We start from the raw sequence: 19,562 nt of genomic DNA on the forward strand, positions 1-19,562 counted from the left end.
TCCTCCCGTCTGGCACTCGCATCTGTGGAGTGCCAATTCTACGGGATCGGTCCGACCCGGTGCCGGGGGCTCGCGGATCAGGCCGTCAGAGACCGCACCACGGCATCCGCCAAGAGGCGCCCGCGCAGGGTCAGCACGATGCGTCCCCGCACGGCATCGCGTCCCTCGATCAGACCGTCCGCGATGAGGGATGCCACGGCCTTGCGGCCCTCGCCGAGGATCTCCGACACCGCGAGGCCGTCGCGGATGCGGCTGCGCAGCAGCACCGACTCGAGCCGGCGCGCGGTCTCATCGGGGCGTTCCCGCGCGGCGGCCGGGGACTCGAGCGCGGCCAGGCGCTGAGCGTACGCGGCCGGGTGCTTCACGTTCCACCAGCGGAGCCCGCCGACGTGGCTGTGAGCTCCCGGCCCGAAGCCCCACCAGTCGGTGCCGCGCCAGTAGGCGAGGTTGTGGCGAGAGCGGTGCGAAACGCCTCGGGACCAGTTCGACACCTCGTACCAGTCGAAGCCGGCGGCGCCGAGCAGCTCGTCGGCAAGCTCGTACATGTCGGCCTGGAGGTCGTCGGACGGCTCTGCGACCGCACCCGAGCGGATCTGACGCGCGAGCTTCGTGCCGTCTTCGACGATCAGCGCGTAGGCCGAGATGTGGTCGGGTTCGAGCGCGATGGCCGCCTCGAGGGAGGCCCGCCAGTCGTCGAGCGACTCCCCCGGCGCGCCGTAGATGAGATCGACCGACACGTCGAGGCCCGCCCGGCGGGCCGCTGCCACGGCGGTGGCGACGTTCAGGGGGTCGTGAGTGCGGTCGAGGACCGCGAGCACGTGCGGTCGCGCCGACTGCATGCCGATCGACAGCCGCGTGACGCCCGCGTCGGCGAGGGTGCGCGCCACGGTGTCGTCGACGGTGTCGGGGTTGGCTTCGACCGAGACCTCGGCACCCTCGGCGATCCCGAACTCGTCCCGCACCGCTTCGAGCATCCGCGCGAGATCACCGGGCGGAAGAAGCGTCGGTGTGCCTCCTCCGAAGAAGACGGTGGATGCCGCGCGGCGGCCGCCCGCGGCATCCATCACTCCCCCCGCCAGGCGCACCTCGGCGGCGAGCGTGTCGGCGAAGTCGTCTTGGCGCGCGCCGCGCAGCTCGCTGGCGGTATAGGTGTTGAAGTCGCAGTAACCGCAGCGCACGCGACAGAAGGGGACGTGCAGGTACACGCCGAAATCGGTCGCGGGGTCGATGGCGAGGTCGGCGGGCAGGCGTCCATCGACCGGGGCGGGGTCTCCGAGTGGGAGGGGGCCGCCCATCAGGACGCGTACAGCGGAGAGATGGCGCGGAGGTACCGGGCGAACAGCGCCTTGCGGCGGCGGCGTAGGCGGCTGCCGAAGAGGCGGTAGGTCGGAGCCGTGGGGCGGTCGAAGGCGCGGACCACGAACCAGACCTCATCGTTGTCTCGCCATTCGACCGAGAACAGCTCCTCGCCGCTGACGATCGAGTGGCCGACCGTGCCGAGGATGAAACCGACGCGGCGGGGCTCCTCGAAGACCGAGATGACGCGGAGTTCGGCGTCGGCGCGGTGCCCGTCGACCTTGCCGTGCAGACGGATGCCGGTGCCGGGACGGACGAAGGGTGTGCCGTCGGCGGCGAAACGCTGCTCGGCCTCGAGGCTGCTGGGCGCGACGGGAGCACCGTCGGCGTCGAAGCCGACGCCGGAGTACCCCTCTCCAGACGCGGGACGGACGTCGCTGATGCTCAACTCACCGGCACGTAGCGGCGCCCACGACAGCAGCAGCTCGCCGGCGGCGGCGAAGCGCTCCTCGCCGCTGCCGATGCGCCACGCGTCCTCTGCCGGTACCGAGTTCTCGGGCGGGTACTGCATCAGATCGTGCGCCTGGGTGGCGCCGACAGCGGCGTAGTCGACCGTGTCATCGGTGAAGTTCTGCCTGCGCATGGTTCACCCCTCTCGGTGTGGTGCGTTACTTCTTGGTCTCGACGTCTCCCGACAGGGCGGCGATGAACGCCTCCTGCGGAACCTCGACGCGGCCCACCATCTTCATGCGCTTCTTGCCCTCTTTCTGCTTTTCGAGGAGCTTGCGCTTTCGGGTGATGTCACCGCCATAGCACTTGGCGAGCACGTCTTTGCGGATCGCGCGGATCGTCTCGCGCGCGATGATGCGCGCGCCGATCGCGGCCTGGATGGGCACCTCGAACTGTTGGCGAGGGATGAGCTTGCGCAGGCGCTCGGCCATGAGCGTGCCATACGCGTACGCCTTCTCGCGGTGCACGATCGAGCTGAACGCGTCGACCTTGTCGCCCTGGAGCAGGATGTCGACCTTGACCAGGTCGGCGGTCTGCTGGCCGGCGGGTTCGTAGTCGAGGCTCGCGTAGCCCTGGGTGCGTGACTTGAGGTGGTCGAAGAAGTCGAAGACGATCTCGCCCAGGGGCATGTGGTACCGCAGCTCGACGCGGTCCTCACTGAGGTACTCCATGCCGAGCAGCGTGCCGCGGCGCGTCTGACAGAGCTCCATGACGGTGCCGACGTAGTCCTTCGGCAGCAGGATGCCGACCTTGACGATCGGCTCCGAGACCGAGGCGACGCGCCCGTCGGGGTACTCGCTGGGGTTGGTGACCGACACAGTCTCGCCGGTGTCGGTGGTGACCTCGTACGTCACCGACGGCGCGGTGGTGATGAGGTCGAGTCCGAACTCTCGCGAGAGACGCTCGGTGATGATCTCGAGGTGCAGGAGGCCGAGGAAGCCGCAGCGGAAGCCGAAGCCCAGGGCGACCGAGGTCTCGGGCTCGTACTGCAGCGAGGCGTCGGAGAGCTTGAGCTTGTCGAGAGCTTCGCGCAGCTCGGCGTAGTCGCTGCCGTCGATCGGGTAGATGCCCGAGAAGACCATGGGCTTCGGATCGGTGTAGCCCGGAAGCGCGTCGGTGGCGGGCTTGCGGTGCGTGGTGATCGTGTCGCCGACCTTCGACTGACGCACGTCTTTCACACCCGTGATGAGGTAGCCGACCTCGCCGACGCCGAGGCCCTTGGTGGGGACCGGCTCGGGGCTCGAGACGCCGATCTCGAGGGCCTCGTGCGTCGCGCCGGTCGACATCATCTGCAGACGCTCGCGCGGCTGTAGCGACCCGTCGATCATGCGCACGTAGGTGACGACGCCGCGGTAGGCGTCGTAGACCGAGTCGAAGATCATGGCGCGCGCGGGGGCGTCGGCCGTGCCGACCGGGGCGGGGATCTTCTCGACGATCAGGTCGAGCAGCTCTTCGACGCCCATGCCGGTTTTGCCGCTGACGCGCAGCACGTCGGCGGGGTCGCCGCCGATGAGGCCGGCGAGCTCGGCGGCGTACTTGTCGGGGTCGGCCGCCGGAAGGTCGATCTTGTTCAGCACCGGGATGATCGTCAGATCGTTCTCGAGCGCCAGGTACAGGTTGGCGAGCGTCTGGGCCTCGATGCCCTGAGCGGCGTCGACGAGCAGGATCGCGCCCTCGCAGGCGGCGAGAGAACGGCTGACCTCGTAGGTGAAGTCGACGTGCCCGGGTGTGTCGATCATGTTGAGGGCGAAGGTGCCGTCGGTCGTGGACCACGGCATGCGCACGGCCTGCGACTTGATCGTGATGCCGCGCTCGCGCTCGATGTCCATGCGGTCGAGGTACTGCGCCCGCATATCGCGGTCGCTGACCACGCCGGTGATCTGCAGCATGCGGTCGGCCAACGTCGACTTGCCGTGGTCGATGTGAGCGATGATGCAGAAGTTGCGGATCTGCTCCGGCGGAGTGGCAGACGGCTCGAGGGGCTTCAGGGCGCGCGGTGACATGTTCCGTCGATTCTACGGTGGTGCGCCGACATCGCCGTCCCCGGGTGCTCGGGGTTCTGGCATCCGGTGCTCCTGGCGCCCTGCTTCTGGTGCGAGATCACGTGACCTGGCCGAGGCCCCACTGCATGTCGGGTGTCCTCGTCCAGGTCACGTGATCTCGACGCGGCGGGGCCTGGGCGCCCGGCGGTTCTCGTGCTTCTACCCATGGATGCCATGGCGGTCCAGGTCGTGCTCGTGCACGGCATCCGCACGTCCTCGACGATGTGGCGGGCGCAGGTCGCACATTTGCGGGACCGCGGCACGCCCGTCGCCGCCGTCGATCTCCCGGGGCACGGGAGGCGCCGGGGCGAGGTGTTCTCGCTCGATGAGGCATTCGCGACCATCGATGGCGCGGTTCGGGATGCCGCGAGGCTCGGGCCCGTGCTGCTGGTGGGGCATTCCATGGGTGGGTTGCTCGGTATCGAGTACGTGGGCGGCGAGGACCGGCCTCCGGTGGCGGGGTTCGTGGCGGCGTCGTGCACCTCGCTCCCCCGCGGAATCGGGCTGTCCGCGTACCGCTTCTTCACGCGGCGTTTCGACAGCCTCCCCGATCGCGGTCTGGGACTCACGAACCGCATGCTCGACCGCACCCTCCCTCTTGAGACACGGCCCGACTTCGGTGCCGGCGGGTACGCCTTCGACGCGCAGGACACGGCCCTGTCGGCTCTCGCTGAGCTCGACGTCGTGGCAGCCCTTCGTCGAATCGACGTGCCCCTGTGGTTCGTGAACGGTCAATGGGATCAGCTCCGGATGAACGAGCGGATGTTCCTCACCGTCGACCCGCACGCGGAGCTCATCGTGGTTCCACGCACGACGCACCTCGTCACGGCGATGCGCCCGCGCGTTTTCAACGCGCTGCTGGAGGTGGCGCTCACCACGATCGAGGCATCGACCTGATAGACTCGGCTCTTGGCTTGCGTGTGGGGTTTTTCCCGACCTCCACGATCGCCGGTGCAGCGCCCCTCTACCGCTCGCCCGGCACAATCCCATACTCATTCGAACGAAAGACCCTCGACGTGGCGAACATCAAGTCGCAGATCAAGCGCAACAAGACCAACGAGAAGGCGCGCGAGCGCAACAAGGCCGTGAAGAGCGAGCTCCGCACGCACGTGCGTCGCACCAAGGAGGCCGTCGTGGCCGGCGACAAGGAAGCAGCCCTCAAGGCGCTCGCCACCGCGACCAAGAAGCTCGACAAGGCCGTGAGCAAGGGTGTCATCCACCAGAACCAGGCCGCGAACCGCAAGTCGGCCATCGCGAAGTCGGTCGCCGCTCTCTGAGTCGCAGATCTTTTCCAGGCCCGTCCCGTGTTCCACGGGGCGGGCCTTTGCGTTGCGCGCCGGCCGATCGTGCCGCGCTGCCGGGGGCTGTCAACCGCCGACGATGCGGTGCTGCAGTCGCTCGAGGGCGGGCAGGGCCGCGGCAATCGTGGCGACATCCCCCGGGGAGAGGTCCCGGAGAGCTGCGGCGAGGATATGGGCCGCGGACTCGTCGAATGCGCGCAGGCGCGTCTCGGCGAGCGGCGTGAGTCCGACGCTGGTGCGTCGTCCGTCGCCGGCGACCAGGTGCCGCTCGATGAGCCGTGCACCCTGCATCTGCGAGAGCAGGTTGCTGATGGTCGACCGGGCGAGGCCGAGCGTATCGGCGAGATCGGACGGCGCGCTCTCCCCCGTCGCCGCCAGCGAGCGCATGACCTCGATCTGCGCTTCGGGAATGTCCGGGAGGTCGGCGGCCGATCGGGACGCCCGGAGGACGGCACGGCGCAGCGGACCGAGCTGGTGTGCGAGCGAGCCGGCGGTGCGAGTGATGCCATCGTCCATCGTCGAAGTGTAGGCCGGAAATATGTTTGACACAGAACTAGTTTGGTCACAAACTCATTCCATGGAGATCACCACCACCGTCGCCCGCCCCGAACCTCCCCAGGACCTGTCCGGCATCGTCGGACATCGCTTCATCTATACCTACGCCAACGGCTGGCAATACGAGATGTACGTCAAGAACGCCACCACGATCGACTACCGCATCCACAGCGGTCACGTCGGCGGCCGCTGGGTGAAGGATCAGACCGTGGACCTCGTCGCTCTCGCGACGGATGTCTACAAGGTCTCGTGGAACGAGCCGACGGGTACGAGCGTCGTCGTCAATGTGCTCCCCGCGTCGCGCGTGCTGCACGGAACCATCTTCTTCCCCCGCTGGATCGAAGTCGACGGGCATAAGACCGTGCTCTTCCAGAACGACCACCTCGACGACATGCAGCGCTATCGCGACGAGGGTCCCACTTACCCGATCTACGTCGTTCCGGAGTTCGCCCACATCACGCTCTTCGAGCACGTCGGCGAGAACGACGAGACCGTGATCGACACCGCCCCCGGCGACCTGCCCGCCGGCTGGTCGGACCGGACGAACTGATGGCCGCCGACGCGCACCTCACCCCCCTCACCCTCTCCCACGGCGATCGCACCCTGCGCGGGTGGCAGTGGGAGCCCGTCGCCGGCGTTACCGATGCCGCCCCACGCGTGCTGCTCGTGCACGGATTCAGCGCCGACGCGACCGGCGGGCATCAGCTGTTCGTGCAGGCCGCGCGTCACCTCGTCGAGCGCGGCGCCGTGGTTCGCAGTTACAGCCGGCTCGGTCAGGGCATGAGTGATGGTGTTTTCTCGGAGATCACAATCGGCGACGAGGTCGACCAAGTGGTGGGCATGATCCGTGCCTTCGCCGTCGAGGGGCCCGTCCATGTCGTGGCGCACAGCCTCGGCGCGGTGGAGTCCGCTCTCGCCGCGGCTCGCGTGCCCGAGCTCGTTCGCACGCTGACGCTGTGGTCGCCGGCGGGCGTCGTCGTCGACGACATCACGGTGCACGACGCGATCCAGGGCCAGTCCCTCGCGCCGGCTCGCGAGCAGGGATGGTTCGATTTCGGAGGGATGCCGCTGGGCATGGCGTTCATCGACGAGGTGACCGCGGGCCTCGACGTCTACGGGCCTGTTACGACCTACACCGGTCCAGCCGACGTCGTGCACGGAACGCAGGACACGATCGTGCCGGTGGAGTACGGCACTCGGTACGCAGAACTGCTGCCGGGGGCGTCGCTCACCGTCGTCGACGGCGCGGACCACGGCTGGTCGTCGACCCCGTGGCGTCGGCGTCTGTTCGAGATCCTCGATCGGCGAGTGGGGTTCGCGGCCTGAGTTCGGGCTCGCCGTCGCGTCGCGTGCGGTGCGACGGCGGCCGACCGGCTAGCCGCCGTAGGGTGCCCGTGTCGCGATGATCGTGATCATGCGCTCGAGAGCGAAGACGGGGTCTCGCGACGCGCCTTTGACCTCGGCGTCGGCGCGTGCGGTGGCGTGGATCGCCATGCCCAGCGTGTTTCCGGTCCACCCGACGAGGTCGCGGCGGGCGCGGTCGACCTGCCAGTCCTTCATGCCGAGGCGCTGGGCGAGCACCGACGACGACTCCCGGGTTCCCGCGACGCGGGCCATCGTGCGCAGCTTCATGGCGACGGCGGCGACGAGGGGCACTGGGTCGGCTCCGGATGCCAGCGCGTGCCGCAGCGCGAGAAGAGCGGGGCCGTACTGGCCGGCGATGGCGGTGTCGGCCACGGTGAAGGCCGAGGTCTCGACGCGCCCCCCGTAGTAGCGCTCGACGGTGCGCTCGTCGATGTCGCCGGGGACGTCGGATATGAGCTGCTGGCAGGCGGCGGCGAGCTCGGTGAGATCGTCGGCGAACGCCGAGACGAGAGAGCGCAGAGCGACCGGGGCGATGCGCTTGTGCGCAGCCTTGAACTCGCCGACGGCGAAGTCGAAGCGGTCGGAGTCGCGCTTGACCGCGGGGCACGCGATCTCGATGCCGTTGCCCTGACCCGCGCGGATGCCGTCGAGCAGCTTCTTCCCGCGCACGCTCGCACCCGTGTGGCGCAGCACGACGGTCGCGCCGTCTTGCGGGTGGGCGAGGTAGGACACCGCCTCGATGAGGAACGTGTCGCTGCACTTCTCGACGCCGCTGACGCGGACGAGGCGCGGCTCGCCGAACAGGGAGGGCGACGTGACGCTGAGCAGGGTGCCGGCGGCGTAGTCGTCGGCGCGAATGTCGGTGACCTCGAGGCTGGGGTCTTCGCTCTTCAGCATCGATCGGATGCCCGCGATCGCGCGTTCGGCGCAGACCTCTTCGGGGCCCGAGACCAGGACGAGGGGCGCGGGCTGGGGGGACCTCCATGACACCTGCGGGATGGCCGACTTCGCCTTGGCGGGGGTGGAGCGTCGGGGAGCCGGGGTCACTCTCCCAGCCTACCGATCGGTTCCGACATCGCCGGGCGGCGGCGAGTCGCCGATCCCCGCGTCGGCTCGCTCCCGCCACAGCGTCAACCGTCCGTCTGCATCGAGCCAGACCGCGAGTGCGCCGTCACGATCGGTACGTGCCGCGGTCGTTCCGAGAGCCGTCAGGAGGCCGAGGAGCTTCGCGGTCGGATGACCGTAGTCGTTGTCGGCACCGACGCCGATGAGCCCGATCGTGGGGTGCAGAGCGCGGTAGAGCGCGGCATCCTGATCGGCGCTGCCGTGGTGCGAGACCTTCACGACCTGCACGCGGGGGACGTCGATGCGCCGGCGGAGGGCGGACTGCGCCTGTTCCCCGAGGTCGCCCAGGAGCACGGTACGAGGGAAACCCCCACCGACCACGTCGAGGGCGACCGAGGCGTCGTTGCCGGGTTCGGCGTTCGGTAGCGGGCCGAGCGCCTGCCATCGCGTCGTGCCCACGGCTCCCGTCATCCCGATCGTCGCGAGCTGGAGGCGGGCTCCTGCGGCCGCGAACCGGTCGAGGAGCCGCTCGTCGTTCGCCTCGTCGGGCGGCCCGTGGACGAGGAGGTCCACCCGGCCCACGATCGCCGACGATCCGCCCACGTGGTCGAGATCGAAGTGCGTGAGGACGACAACGGCCAAGCGCTCCACCCCGAACGTCTGCAGGCAGTGGGTCAGAGCCTCGGGCTCCGGCCCGGTGTCGACGAGAGCCACGGCGTCCCCCGATCGCCACAGCGTCGCGTCGCCCTGGCCCACGTCGCACATCGCCACCTGCCACGCGGCAGGAACCGTGAGCGGCCCTGCCACCGTGCGCACGGCCGTCTGCCCGAGCATGAGGCCGAGCACGACGGCGACGGCGGCGGAGGCCAGAGCGGTGATTCTCGGCAGCCTTCGTGGCCGGATGACGGCGAGGCTGATGGCGGCTCCGACCGCAGCCAGCAGCGTCGCCCCGAACAGCCCGTCGGGCCACGGCAGGTTCTGCGCCGCCACCGCCGCGGTCGTGTGCGCGACGGCGGCGATCCAGGCCGCCGGCACCCAGGCGAGTGCGGTCAGCCCGTCTCGTAGCCAGGGGAACGGGGCGATACAGGCCAGTGCCCCCGCGATCGTCGCCGGGGCGGCGGCCGGGTCGGCGACGAGGTTGGCCGCGACGCCCAGCAAGGGGACGTGCGGATCGATCAGCACGATGAGCGGTCCGCAGACGAGCTGGGCCGAGGTGGGCACCGCCAGGGTCAGGGCGAGGGCGCGTGGCATCCATCGTTCCAGGCCGGTGGCCAGCGGCCGGGCGAGCACCAGCAGAGCCCCGGTGGCGGCGGCCGAGAGAGCGAAGCCGAGGGATCGGGAGAGCCACGGGTCGATCACGAGAAGAACCGTCACCGCGAGCGACAGCACCGCCACACCGATCGCGGGGCGCCCGAGCGCGAGGGCGATCATCGCCACCGTCGCCATGGCGGCGGCGCGGACGACGCTGGGCTCGGGCGTCACGAGAGCCACGAAAGCGGTCAGCACCAGCATCGCCCCCACCACCCGTGCGCCTCGGGACGCTCCGCAGAGAGCCAGCACGGCGAACGCCGCACCGACGACGATCGCGCAGTTCGTGCCAGAGACCGCGGTGAGGTGCGACAGCGACGAGGCGTTCATGGCGGCCTCGGTGGCGGGGTCGAGGCTGGAGGTGTCGCCCACGGCGAGGCCGGGGACGAGACCTGCCCCCGGCTGTGGGAGGCCCCGTGTCGAGGCCACGAGACCGTCGCGGAGCCCCTCGAAGACGGCCCACACCCCTCCCGGGGCCGAGGCGGTTTCGATCGAGCTCGCCCGCACGACGAGAGCGGCTCGATCCGCCGGGTCGGAGGGCACGGCCCGTCCGGTCAGCCGGACCTCGCTCCCCATGCTCGCATCGGCCAGCGCCGAACGTCCCTCCGGATCGACGAGGACGCGAGCGGGGATCGTGCCCGTCACGGCGAGCTTTCCCGCGCGAACGCGTGTGGCGACCGCGTCGAACCAGGCCCCGCCGTCGGGTGAACCGTCGATGCGCCCGGTGACGACGACCTCGAGCTCGAGGTGTCGTCCCCCGTCGGTCTCGAGGGCGGCGATCTGCCCCCGGGCCGGACTCGCCGACGCCACGGCCCCCGCCGTGGCAGCCGAACAGGCGAGGGCGACGGCCACGACGGCGAGGAGCGCGGTGCGTCGCCACGCGTAGAGTGCGGTGGCCGCAGACGCAGCGACGGTGAGCACCACCGAGAACACGGTGGCATCCGAGACCATCGTCGCCCCGCCCGCGGCGGCCCAAGTCGCTGCGGCGACGGAGACCGCACGAAGAGAACGTCGGCGCGCACCGGGTCGGCCCCTCACACGCGCACCAGGTCTCGAAGACCGGCGAGCATCTTCTCGCCGATCCCCGGGACCGACAGCAGATCGTCGACGCTCGTGAAACGCCCATTCGTCTTGCGCCACTCCAGGATGCGGTCGGCCATCGCCGGCCCGACGCGCGGGAGCTCGTCGAGTTGTTCGCGTGTGGCGGTGTTGAGGTCGAGAGGTCCGCTGGCGCCGCCGCCCGCACCGGAGGCGGGGGCGACGGTCTCGGCGCCGACAAGGGGAACGACGATCTGCTCGCCGTCGGCCACGGGACGCGCCAGGTTGACCGCGTCGCGCTGCGCATCGTCGGAGAAGCCTCCGGCGCGACCGATCGCATCGGCGACCCGGTCGCCGGCATCCAACCGGTACAGCCCCGGCTCACGCACCGCGCCCGCGACGTGGACGTACAGTCCCGTTCCGGCGGGCAGACCCGCGGGCGACGAAGAAGATGACGGCGTCGGTTCGACGATCTGGGCACCCGTCGCGCCCCGCAGCATGCCGATGCCGATGGTGACGGCGAAGGCGAGGAGCACCAGGACGATCACCGCCCCGATTCTGAGGCGGGCTCGAGGGGGCAGGGCGCCCATCACGGGGCCGGCGGAATCACGCTCTGCGTTGCCTGGACCCTGCTCCGTTTCGCGCGGGGCGCCCGGCGTCGCCGCGGTCGTGGAGAGGGGCCGGTCGGTCACGCCACGACGCTAGGCGAACGGTCCTCCTCCGCGTGGAGTGCAAACGCCTGCCGGTGGACAGCCACATGCATTCTTCTGATGTGGAGGACCCGCACCTAGCCTGGAGCGATGTCCCCGAACGCCTGGCGCGCGCTGGTATCCGCCCTCGCCGACGACAACGCGCGCGATATCTACGCACGGATCGTGCTGAATCAGCCCATCGAGCCGGCGCTCGACATGCTGTCGACCGGCAAACGCCGTCGCGTCGTCGATACCCTGCACACGGCCGGTCTCGTCTCGTTCGACGGTGAGGCGTGGCGCGTCGAACCCGACGTCTTCCGAAAGGCCCTCGCCGCCGCACCTCCGGTGACCCGTCCGACGGGTGTGGACCGCTTGTTCGTCGACGGCCGCCTCGCGACGTATCCCTCCCGCGTCGCCGACCGCGACGAGGTCCACGCGCGCATCGCCGAGCGCGTGCTGTCCCCCGGCGAGACGCTGAGCGAGCGCGAGATCAACGACCGGCTCGCGCAGATCGTCGACGATGTCGCTGCGATGCGCCGCTACCTCGTCGACGCGGGTCTCCTACACCGCGCGCGAGACGGCACGGTCTACTCCCGCGCCCGGTGAGCGATCCGAGAGCACCGCTCCTTGCGAACGAGCGCGACTCGCGGGATCAGCACGTGCCACAGGCGATCACCCGCCCGGCGCCGCACGCGCCAGGCGGACCTCTCCACATGCCGGATGCCACGGCCCCGCGCACTCCGCAGAGCGCCGGGGACGTGGCATCCGGAGCGAGAACCTACTTCGTCGAGAAGCTGACCACCTTCGGCGGACGCACCACCGCGCGCACGATCTCCCGCTCGCCCAGGGCGCGGACGATGCGCTCGTCGCCGCGGGCGAGGGCCTCGAGCTCGTCGGCGCCGATCTTGGCCGAGACCTCGAGCGTGCCGCGCACCTTGCCGTCGATCTGCACGACGGCGGTGACCGTGTCTTCGACGAGCAGCGTGGGGTCGGCCTGACGCCAGGTCGCGAGTCCCACGAAACCGTCGTAGCCGAGCGTCGCCCACATCTCTTCGGCGGTGTGCGGGGCGAAGAGGTCGAGGGTCATCGCGATGACCTCGGCCGCCTCGCGGACGGCGGGGTCGCTCGCGCCGGCCTTTCCGTCGATCGCCTTGCGGGTGGCATTGACGAGCTCCATCAGGCGGGCGACGACGACGTTGAACTTCGTCTGCTCGATGAGGTTCGCGGCATCCGCCAGCAGGCGATGCGTGACACGGCGGAGCGAGGAGTCGCCCTCGGCCCAGACCACGTCGGTCTCGCTGTCGACGTCGTGAGCGATACGCAGGGCGCGGGCGAGGAACTTGGCCGCACCCGTCGTCGAGACGTCGTTCCAGTCTTTGTCGTCTTCCACGGGGCCCGCGAAGGCGAGCGCGACGCGCAGGGCGTCGGCACCGTGGGCGTCGAGCTCCTCCTGGAACAGCACCAGGTTGCCCTTGCTCTTCGACATCTTCGTGCCGTCGAGGATGACCATGCCCTGGTTGATGAGGCTCGAGAACGGCTCGGTGAACTCCACCAGGCCCATGTCGAAGAGGGCCTTGGTGATGAAGCGCGCGTACAGCAGGTGCAGGATCGCGTGCTCGACGCCGCCGATGTAGAAGTCGACGGGGCCCCACTTGTTCGCCTCGCGGGCGGAGAACGCCTCGGTCTCGCTGTTCGGCGACAGGAAGCGCAGGTAGTACCACGAGCTGTCGACGAAGGTGTCCATCGTGTCGGGGTCGCGCAGCAGCGTCTGGCCCGTCTCGGGGTCGGTCACCTGCACCCAGTCGGTGGCCGCGCCGAGCGGCGAGGTTCCCTTGGGCTTGAGGTCGAGCCCCTCGACCGAGGGCAGCGTCACCGGCAGCTGGTCGGCGGGAACCGGCGTGATCGAGCCGTCCTCCCCGTGCAGCATCGGGATGGGCGTCCCCCAGTAGCGCTGACGCGAGATCAGCCAGTCGCGCAGGCGGTACGTCTTCGCGGCGCGGCCGACGCCCTTGGCTTCGAGCTCCTCGATCATGCGGGTGATCGCGTGACGCTTCGACAGCCCGTTGAGCGAGCCCGAGTTCATCATGCGACCGTCTCCGGTGAGCGCGATGCCGGTCTTGACCGGATCCAGGTCGTCGATGTCGCCGAGCGGGTCGATCGGCACGCCCTCGTCGTCGAGCTCGATGACCGGGATCGCGCCGGTGATCGGCGCTGTCGTGTCGACGACGACCTTCACGGGCAGGTCGAAGGCACGGGCGAAGTCGAGGTCGCGCTGGTCATGCGCGGGCACGGCCATGACCGCGCCGTGACCGTAGTCGGCCAAGACGTAGTCGGCGGCCCAGATGGGCAGCTTCTCGCCGTTCACCGGGTTGATCGCGTGGTGACCGAGGAACACCCCGGTCTTGGGGCGGTCGGTCGCCTGACGCTCGATGTCGGTCGCGCGCTGCACCTGAGCCAGGTATGCCTCGAACGTCTCGCGCACCCCCTGATCCGCGGATGCCGCGAGCTCGGTCGCCAGATCGGACTCGGGCGCGACGACGAAGAACGTCGCTCCGTGGAGCGTGTCGGGGCGGGTGGAGAAGACCGTGATCTTGTCGTCGCGGCCCTCGATCTCGAACTCGATGTCAGCGCCGATCGAGCGGCCGATCCAGTTGCGCTGCATCTGGATGACCTTGCTCGGCCAGAAGCCCTCGAGCTGGTTCAGATCGTCGAGCAGGCGGTCGGCGTAGTCGGTGATGCGCAGGAACCACTGCGTCAGCTTCTTCTTGACGACGACGGCGCCGCTGCGCTCGGAGGTGCCGTCGGGCAGCACCTGCTCGTTGGCGAGCACGGTCTGATCCACCGGGTCCCAGTTGACCAGGGCGTCCTTGCGGTAGGCCAGGCCCTTCTCGTACAGCTTCTGGAACAGCCACTGGTTCCATCGGTAGTACTCGGGGTCGCTGGTGTGCAGCACGCGGCTCCAGTCGAACGAGACGCCGTAGTCTTTCAGGCTCGCCTTCTGCTGCGCGATGTTGGCGTAGGTCCACTCGACGGGGTCGGCGCCGCGCTTGATGGCGGCGTTCTCTGCGGGCAGGCCGAACGAGTCCCAGCCGATCGGGTTGAGCACGTTGTAGCCGCGGTGGCGCCAGAAGCGCGCCACGATGTCGCTGTAGAGGTAATTCTCGGCGTGGCCCATGTGCAGGTCGCCCGAGGGGTAGGGGAACATCGCGAGCACGTACTTGCGGGGGCGCTTGTCATCGTCGCCCCCGGCACGGAACGGGTCTTTCTCGGCCCAAGCCTGCTGCCACTTCGCCTGGATGGCGTGGGTGTCGAAGCCCCCCTCGCGGGGGTCTGCTGCGGAGTTCTGAGACACGGGTGAAGCCAATCGTGAAGGTCGGGAGGCCGCGGGGACCAACTCCCAGGCTATCGGACCCGCCGTCACCACCCGGGCGGTACTCGGGCACCGAGAGCGGCGAGGGGCGCTCGCGCTTTGATCCCCACCTCGGCGACCTCGGATGCCGCGACCGAGCGCCACGTGATCCCGCCGCCGGCGCCGACCCAGGCGGCATCCCGCTCCACGACGACGCTCCGGATGACCATCGCGAGGTCTGCCGCCCCGTCGTCGCCGATCCAGCCGAAGGCGCCGGAGTAGATGCCGCGCTCGGCTCCCTCGAGCTCGGCGAGGATCTGCATCGCAGACCTCTTCGGAGCCCCCGTCATGCTTCCGGCCGGGAACGCGGCGTCGAGCAGCTCCGCGATCGTGGTCCCGGGCAGGAGTCGCCCCGACACCTCGCTCACGAGCTGATGCACGGTCGGATACGTCTCCACGTCGAGGAGTCGGTCGACCCCGACCGTCGACGGTTCGCAGACGCGCGACAGGTCATTGCGCATCAGGTCGACGATCATGACGTTCTCGGCCTGCTCCTTGGCATCCGCCCGCAGCTCGTCGGCGAGGGCGCGATCGCGAGCGGGATCGGCGGAACGCGGACGCGTGCCCTTGATGGGGTGGGTGTGCACGCGGCCGTCGTGCACCTCGAGGAAGCGTTCGGGAGAAGCGCTCACCAGCGTCGCGCCACCGATGCGGACGAAACCCGCGTGGTGCGAGGCGGAGGCTTGCCGCAGCCGCCGGAACACCGCGACCGCGTCGTGCTCACCCGGCACCGTGAAGCGGGTGGTGAGGCACAGCTGGTAGGCGTCGCCCTCGCGGATCCGAGCGCGGCACGCCTCGATGAGCTCGGCGTAGCGGTCGGGACTCACGCGAGCGGATGCCGTGCCCCGGTTCGCCGCGGGATCGACGGCCACGGCCGGCGGCGCGGCGGCGGCCCGTGCGGCGAGGTCGGCGTCGCCGAAGACGTGCACGCGTCGCCGGGTGTGGTCGAACGCGAGGAAGGTGTCGACACGGAGCCAGGAGTCCCGGCCCTCGTAGGAGCGCCAACCGACCCATCCGCCGCGGAACGGACCGGCGTCATCGGTCGCGTCGCCGAACGTTGCGACATCGCTCTGCAGGGCCCGGTCACCCGCGTCAAGGCGCCCGGTGCCCATCCAGCTCCACCCCGATGAGGCGTCGCGGCCGGCGTCGAGCCAGAACGCATCGCCCGCCGCAGCGAAGAGGTGCAGGAACATCGCCTCGGGGTCTTTCCACCGCGCCAGGGTGAACGGGGGAAGCGAGCGGGGCACGCTCCCAGGCTAGAGCGGTGCGGCGGGCCTAGGCTGACGGAGGTGAACGATATTCTCACGTCACTGCTCGACCTGGTCCGCGACGTCGACCCGGTGCTGCGTACCGTGGTCGCGGGCGTGGCCATGATGCTCGAGACCAGCGTGCTCGTGGGCCTCATCGTTCCGGGCGACACCATGGTGATCGTCGCGGGAACCGCCGTCGCCTCGCCGCTCGAGGGTGTCGTGCTGGCCGCGGCCATCGTCGTCGGGGCCCTGATCGGCGAGAGTTTCGGGTTCTGGCTGGGCCGTTATTTCGGTCCGCGCATCCGCGCCTCGCGCCTCGGACAGAAGCTCGGCGAACGCAACTGGGAGCGCGCCGACCGGTACCTGCGTCGGCGCGGCGGACCGGCGATCTTCCTGTCACGATTCCTGCCGGTGCTCCATTCCCTGGTGCCGCTGACGGTCGGCATGAGCGGCTACAGCTACCGTCGCTTCCTCGCGTGGACGACTCCCGCGTGCCTCGTCTGGTCGAGCCTGTACGTCACGGTGGCGGCCTCGGCCGCGGGTACCTACCGCGAGCTCTCCGACCGCATCCACTACGCGGGCTATGTCTTCGTCGGCATCCTCGTGGTCTTCTTCGTGCTGGTCTTCGTCGGCAAGAAGATCATCGAGCGCATGGAACGCCGTCACCTCGCCGATGAGGCCGCCCCCCTCGAACCGGTGGACGGTGACGTGAAAGACTGAGGGAGATGCCTCGCTCTCCTCGCGCCAAAGTGCTCTGGTTCGCCCGACTCGAGCGCCGTTTCCACCGCTGGCGCGAACGTCGAGCGCGCGCCCGCGGCCTGCGTCCGGCCGTCACCGGGTTCCCGGGGTACGGCTCCGAGGAGTGGGTACGCGTTCTCGGCCGCGTGCTGATCGCCCCGCCCATCAAGCGCACCTCCACGGGGGAGTTCGCGAGCCTGCGGGGGTGGCGCAGCTTCGCCGCCGTTCCCGTCGGCTTCGCCCAGGTCGATGTCGTCATCGACGGGGTCACGCACCGCGTCGTCGCGGACCGCGGCGGAGTGATCGACGCGAAGCTCCCCGCGACCCTCTCCCCCGGCTGGCAGACCATCACCATGTCGGTCGAGGGCAGCGAGCCCGCCGAGACACGCGTGTTCATCGTGGGCTCCGGCGTGCGGTTCGGCGTCGTCAGCGACATCGACGACACCGTCATGGTCACGCTGCTCCCGCGCCCGCTGCTCGCCGCCTGGAACTCGTTCGTCGTCGACGAGCACGCGCGCCAGCCCGTGCCGGGCATGGCCGTGATGCTCGAACGCCTCACTCGCGAGCACCCCGGTACGCCGGTGATCTACCTCTCGACCGGCGCATGGAACGTCGCACCGACCCTCACGCGCTTCATGCGCCGACATCTCTTCCCCGCGGGATCGTTCCTGCTCACCGACTGGGGCCCGACGCACGATCGCTGGTTCCGCAGCGGTCGGGAGCACAAGGAACAGAACCTCCGCCGCCTCGCCACGGAATTCCCGCAGGTGAAGTGGCTGCTGGTCGGCGACGACGGGCAGCACGACGACGCGATCTATACCGGGTTCGCCATCGAGCACCCTCAGAACGTCGCCGCGGTGGCGATCCGCAAGCTCCTCCCTGCCGAAGCGGTGCTCGCCGGTGGCCGCACCGTGGTCGACGACCACTCCGCGGCCGAGGTGCCGTGGGTGACCGAGTCCGACGGCGCGGGCCTTCTCGACCGACTCCGCAGCACGGGCGTCATCTCGAACGACGCCTGATCCCGGATGCCGCGGCGCCGGTCGCCGTGCGCCTGTTCGGCGACAAGCGCGATGGCGGTCGCACCCGGGATCGAGGTGGCGCATATCGCGAGGCCGTCCGCGGCCTCGGCCCGGCCCGCGGTCCGATGTCGGAGGGGACGCGTACGGTGGAGGCATGTGCGGTCGATTCGTCGTAGCCAACGTGGCCTCCGAGCTCGTGGGGGTGCTGCGCGTCGACGTCGAGGCCGACGAACTGCCGAAGCCCTCGTACAACATCGCTCCCACCTCGCAGGTGGCGATCGTGCTCGACTCGATCAAGAGCGAGCCACCGGTGCGCCGCCTCGAGGTGGCGCGGTGGGGCCTCATCCCCGGGTGGGCGAAAGACCGCGCAATGGGCGCGCGGGCGTTCAACGCGCGCAGCGAAGACGTCGAAGACAAGCCGATGTTCCGCAACGCGCTCATCAAGCGACGCGCCGTGATCCCGGCATCCGGGTACTACGAGTGGAAGACCACCGACGAGGGCAAGACGCCGCACTACATCCACCCCGCCGACGGGTCGCCCCTTTTCTTCGCGGGGCTCTACGAGTGGTGGAAAGACCCCGCTCTCGCCGACGACGACCCGGCGCGCTGGGTGCTGAGCTGCACGATCCTGACCCGTGACGCGATCGGGCGACTGGGATCCATCCACGACCGCATGCCGTTGTTCATGGACCCCGACTTCGCCGACGCCTGGCTCGACCCCACGACCGAGAACGTCGGAGACATCCTCGATGCGGCCATCGACGCCGCTCCCGACATGGCCGAGACCCTCGACGACCATGTGGTCTCTTCGGCGGTGGGCAACGTCCGCAACGACTCCCCCGAGCTCATCGAGCCGGTCGAGTGACGCAACTCGCGACTCACAACGTCCTGACGCGCGAAGAGTGGACGGCCGCCATCGAGGCACACGCGGCCCGAGCCGACGCGCTCACGGCTGATCACCGCGCTCGTGCGAGCCGGGCGCAGAAGCACCCGGTCGAGGACTTCCTCTTCACGTACTACTCCTACAAGCCCGCGATTCTGCGACGGTGGCACCCGGGGGCGGGCGTCCTGCTCGAGGGGGCCGGAGAGCGCTCCACGTGGCGCTGGTACCGGACCGAGGGCGCCGGAGTAGAGGTGGATGCCGAGCGTTTCCGTATCGAGAAGGGGTCGATGTACCGCGGGATCGTCAACCTGCTGCGTGCAACGCTCGACCGACCCGCACGGTTCGGATGTTTCGGGCTGCACGAGTGGGCCATGGCCTATCGCTCCGACGAGGTGCGGCACGCCGTTCCGCTGCGTCTCGGCCGCGACGGTACGGACGCGGTGGTCGACGCCCACGACCTCACGTGCACGCACTTCGACGCTTTCCGGTTCTTCACTCCCGAGGCGGTACCACTCAACCGCACACCGCTCCGACGCGAGGACCAGGCCGCGCGCGAGCAGCCCGGGTGCCTGCACGCCGGAATGGATGTCTACAAGTGGGCCGTGAAGCTCGGACCCTTGGTTCCCGGTCCGCTGCTGCTCGACGCGTTCGAGCTCGCGCGCGACATCCGCGCGCTCGATATGCAGGCCTCGCCGTACGATCTCACCGCGTGGGGCTATGCGCCGGTGCCCATCGAAACGCCCGAGGGGAAGAGCGAGTACGTTGCGCGACAGAGAGCCCTCAGCGCTCGCGCCCAGCGGTTGCGAAGGGCCGTCCTGCTCGCGGTGGCGGCATCCGACGACACGCCCGGCGGCGCCGATTTCTTGCACTCCCGATCTGTGTTGTAAGCTCATGGAGTTGCCTCAAACGGGGCGGAAAACAGAAAATGGGCCTGTGGCGCAGCTGGTAGCGCACCTGCATGGCATGCAGGGGGTCAGGGGTTCGAGTCCCCTCAGGTCCACCACAAGAGAAAGCCTCCGCTTCTGCGGGGGCTTTCGTCGTTCGGTGAGCGCTTCTCGGGCTCCCGCTGCGCACCGGATCCGGATCTTCGC

The 19,562-nt window shown here is 69.7% G+C and carries 18 protein-coding genes and 1 tRNA gene; 10 read left to right on the forward strand and 9 right to left on the reverse strand.

What is annotated here, in order from left to right:
- Window positions 1-77: 77 nt before the first annotated feature.
- Genes hemW through lepA form a run of 3 tightly spaced genes read right to left on the reverse strand, consistent with a single transcriptional unit; the run spans window position 78 to window position 3,809 of the window.
- Window positions 78-1,295, reverse strand: coding sequence for a radical SAM family heme chaperone HemW (hemW, locus tag DEU35_RS13795; RefSeq protein ID WP_116239839.1), 1,218 nt, complete (start codon window positions 1,293-1,295; stop codon window positions 78-80).
- On the reverse strand, window positions 1,295-1,939 hold the full coding sequence (locus tag DEU35_RS13800; RefSeq protein ID WP_116239840.1) for a DUF1990 family protein: 645 nt from the start codon (window positions 1,937-1,939) through the stop codon (window positions 1,295-1,297). Before DEU35_RS13800 ends, hemW begins: the two co-directional genes overlap by 1 nt.
- Before the next feature lie 25 nt (window positions 1,940-1,964).
- A complete protein-coding gene (gene lepA, locus DEU35_RS13805; RefSeq protein ID WP_103209214.1) occupies window positions 1,965-3,809 on the reverse strand; it encodes a translation elongation factor 4 in 1,845 nt (614 codons plus the stop codon).
- 213 nt (window positions 3,810-4,022) lie between these two features.
- On the opposite strand from lepA, the gene DEU35_RS13810 reads away from it, so the two are divergent.
- Both DEU35_RS13810 and rpsT read left to right on the forward strand, forming a co-directional pair.
- Window positions 4,023-4,745, forward strand: coding sequence for an alpha/beta fold hydrolase (locus DEU35_RS13810; RefSeq protein WP_116239841.1), 723 nt, complete (start codon window positions 4,023-4,025; stop codon window positions 4,743-4,745).
- Between the two features lie 119 nt (window positions 4,746-4,864).
- On the forward strand, window positions 4,865-5,125 hold the full coding sequence (rpsT, locus tag DEU35_RS13815; protein WP_056231218.1) for a 30S ribosomal protein S20: 261 nt from the start codon (window positions 4,865-4,867) through the stop codon (window positions 5,123-5,125).
- A gap of 90 nt (window positions 5,126-5,215) precedes the next feature.
- On the opposite strand, the gene DEU35_RS13820 is transcribed toward rpsT, so the two are convergent.
- Window positions 5,216-5,665 (reverse strand): MarR family winged helix-turn-helix transcriptional regulator, encoded by a 450-nt coding sequence (locus DEU35_RS13820; RefSeq protein WP_116239842.1) that lies wholly within the window; start codon window positions 5,663-5,665, stop codon window positions 5,216-5,218.
- 61 nt (window positions 5,666-5,726) lie between these two features.
- On the opposite strand from DEU35_RS13820, the gene DEU35_RS13825 reads away from it, so the two are divergent.
- Together DEU35_RS13825 and DEU35_RS13830 are read left to right on the forward strand one after the other, a co-directional pair.
- Window positions 5,727-6,254: a phenolic acid decarboxylase gene (locus tag DEU35_RS13825; protein WP_116239843.1), complete on the forward strand. Its 528-nt coding sequence runs from the start codon at window positions 5,727-5,729 to the stop codon at window positions 6,252-6,254.
- Window positions 6,254-7,030, forward strand: a complete 777-nt coding sequence (locus tag DEU35_RS13830; protein WP_103209203.1) for an alpha/beta fold hydrolase — start codon at window positions 6,254-6,256, stop codon at window positions 7,028-7,030. The genes DEU35_RS13825 and DEU35_RS13830 overlap by 1 nt, the downstream gene beginning before the upstream one ends.
- Window positions 7,031-7,078: 48 nt before the next feature.
- Here DEU35_RS13830 and holA read toward each other — a convergent pair whose 3' ends face one another.
- From holA to DEU35_RS13845, 3 genes are all read right to left on the reverse strand, one after another.
- The gene (gene holA / locus DEU35_RS13835) at window positions 7,079-8,116 is read right to left on the reverse strand and encodes a DNA polymerase III subunit delta (RefSeq protein ID WP_116239844.1); all 1,038 of its coding nucleotides are present in this window, start codon (window positions 8,114-8,116) and stop codon (window positions 7,079-7,081) included.
- A 9-nt stretch (window positions 8,117-8,125) separates the two neighbouring features.
- The gene (locus tag DEU35_RS13840; protein ID WP_116239845.1) at window positions 8,126-10,393 is read right to left on the reverse strand and encodes a ComEC/Rec2 family competence protein; all 2,268 of its coding nucleotides are present in this window, start codon (window positions 10,391-10,393) and stop codon (window positions 8,126-8,128) included.
- A gap of 83 nt (window positions 10,394-10,476) precedes the next feature.
- Window positions 10,477-11,172: a helix-hairpin-helix domain-containing protein gene (locus DEU35_RS13845; protein ID WP_309545569.1), complete on the reverse strand. Its 696-nt coding sequence runs from the start codon at window positions 11,170-11,172 to the stop codon at window positions 10,477-10,479.
- Between the two features lie 108 nt (window positions 11,173-11,280).
- On the opposite strand from DEU35_RS13845, the gene DEU35_RS13850 reads away from it, so the two are divergent.
- Complete coding sequence (locus tag DEU35_RS13850; protein ID WP_116239846.1) at window positions 11,281-11,778, forward strand: DUF2087 domain-containing protein; 498 nt, start codon at window positions 11,281-11,283, stop codon at window positions 11,776-11,778.
- Window positions 11,779-11,950: 172 nt separating this feature from the next.
- Here the strand turns inward: DEU35_RS13850 and leuS are convergent, their stop codons facing one another.
- Together leuS and DEU35_RS13860 are read right to left on the reverse strand one after the other, a co-directional pair.
- Window positions 11,951-14,524 carry a leucine--tRNA ligase gene (gene leuS / locus DEU35_RS13855; protein ID WP_220340857.1) on the reverse strand — a complete coding sequence of 858 codons (2,574 nt, stop codon included), beginning with the start codon at window positions 14,522-14,524 and terminating at the stop codon, window positions 11,951-11,953.
- Between the two features lie 65 nt (window positions 14,525-14,589).
- Window positions 14,590-15,828: an anthranilate synthase component I family protein gene (locus tag DEU35_RS13860; RefSeq protein WP_258873568.1), complete on the reverse strand. Its 1,239-nt coding sequence runs from the start codon at window positions 15,826-15,828 to the stop codon at window positions 14,590-14,592.
- Between the two features lie 42 nt (window positions 15,829-15,870).
- Here DEU35_RS13860 and DEU35_RS13865 point away from each other — a divergent pair, with 42 nt between their 5' ends.
- From DEU35_RS13865 to DEU35_RS13885, 5 genes are all read left to right on the forward strand, one after another.
- The gene (locus tag DEU35_RS13865) at window positions 15,871-16,551 is read left to right on the forward strand and encodes a DedA family protein (RefSeq protein WP_103209189.1); all 681 of its coding nucleotides are present in this window, start codon (window positions 15,871-15,873) and stop codon (window positions 16,549-16,551) included.
- Between the two features lie 5 nt (window positions 16,552-16,556).
- Window positions 16,557-17,588 (forward strand): App1 family protein, encoded by a 1,032-nt coding sequence (locus DEU35_RS13870; protein ID WP_103209186.1) that lies wholly within the window; start codon window positions 16,557-16,559, stop codon window positions 17,586-17,588.
- Window positions 17,589-17,742: 154 nt separating this feature from the next.
- Window positions 17,743-18,453, forward strand: a complete 711-nt coding sequence (locus DEU35_RS13875; RefSeq protein WP_116239849.1) for an SOS response-associated peptidase — start codon at window positions 17,743-17,745, stop codon at window positions 18,451-18,453.
- Window positions 18,450-19,358: a 3-methyladenine DNA glycosylase gene (locus DEU35_RS13880; RefSeq protein ID WP_116239850.1), complete on the forward strand. Its 909-nt coding sequence runs from the start codon at window positions 18,450-18,452 to the stop codon at window positions 19,356-19,358. Before DEU35_RS13875 ends, DEU35_RS13880 begins: the two co-directional genes overlap by 4 nt.
- A 40-nt stretch (window positions 19,359-19,398) precedes the next feature.
- Window positions 19,399-19,474, forward strand: a tRNA-Ala gene (locus tag DEU35_RS13885).
- The last annotated feature ends 88 nt before the right edge of the window (window positions 19,475-19,562 follow it).

This window comes from Microbacterium sp. AG157 (assembly GCF_003385695.1).
GTDB classification, from domain to species: domain Bacteria; phylum Actinomycetota; class Actinomycetes; order Actinomycetales; family Microbacteriaceae; genus Microbacterium; species Microbacterium testaceum.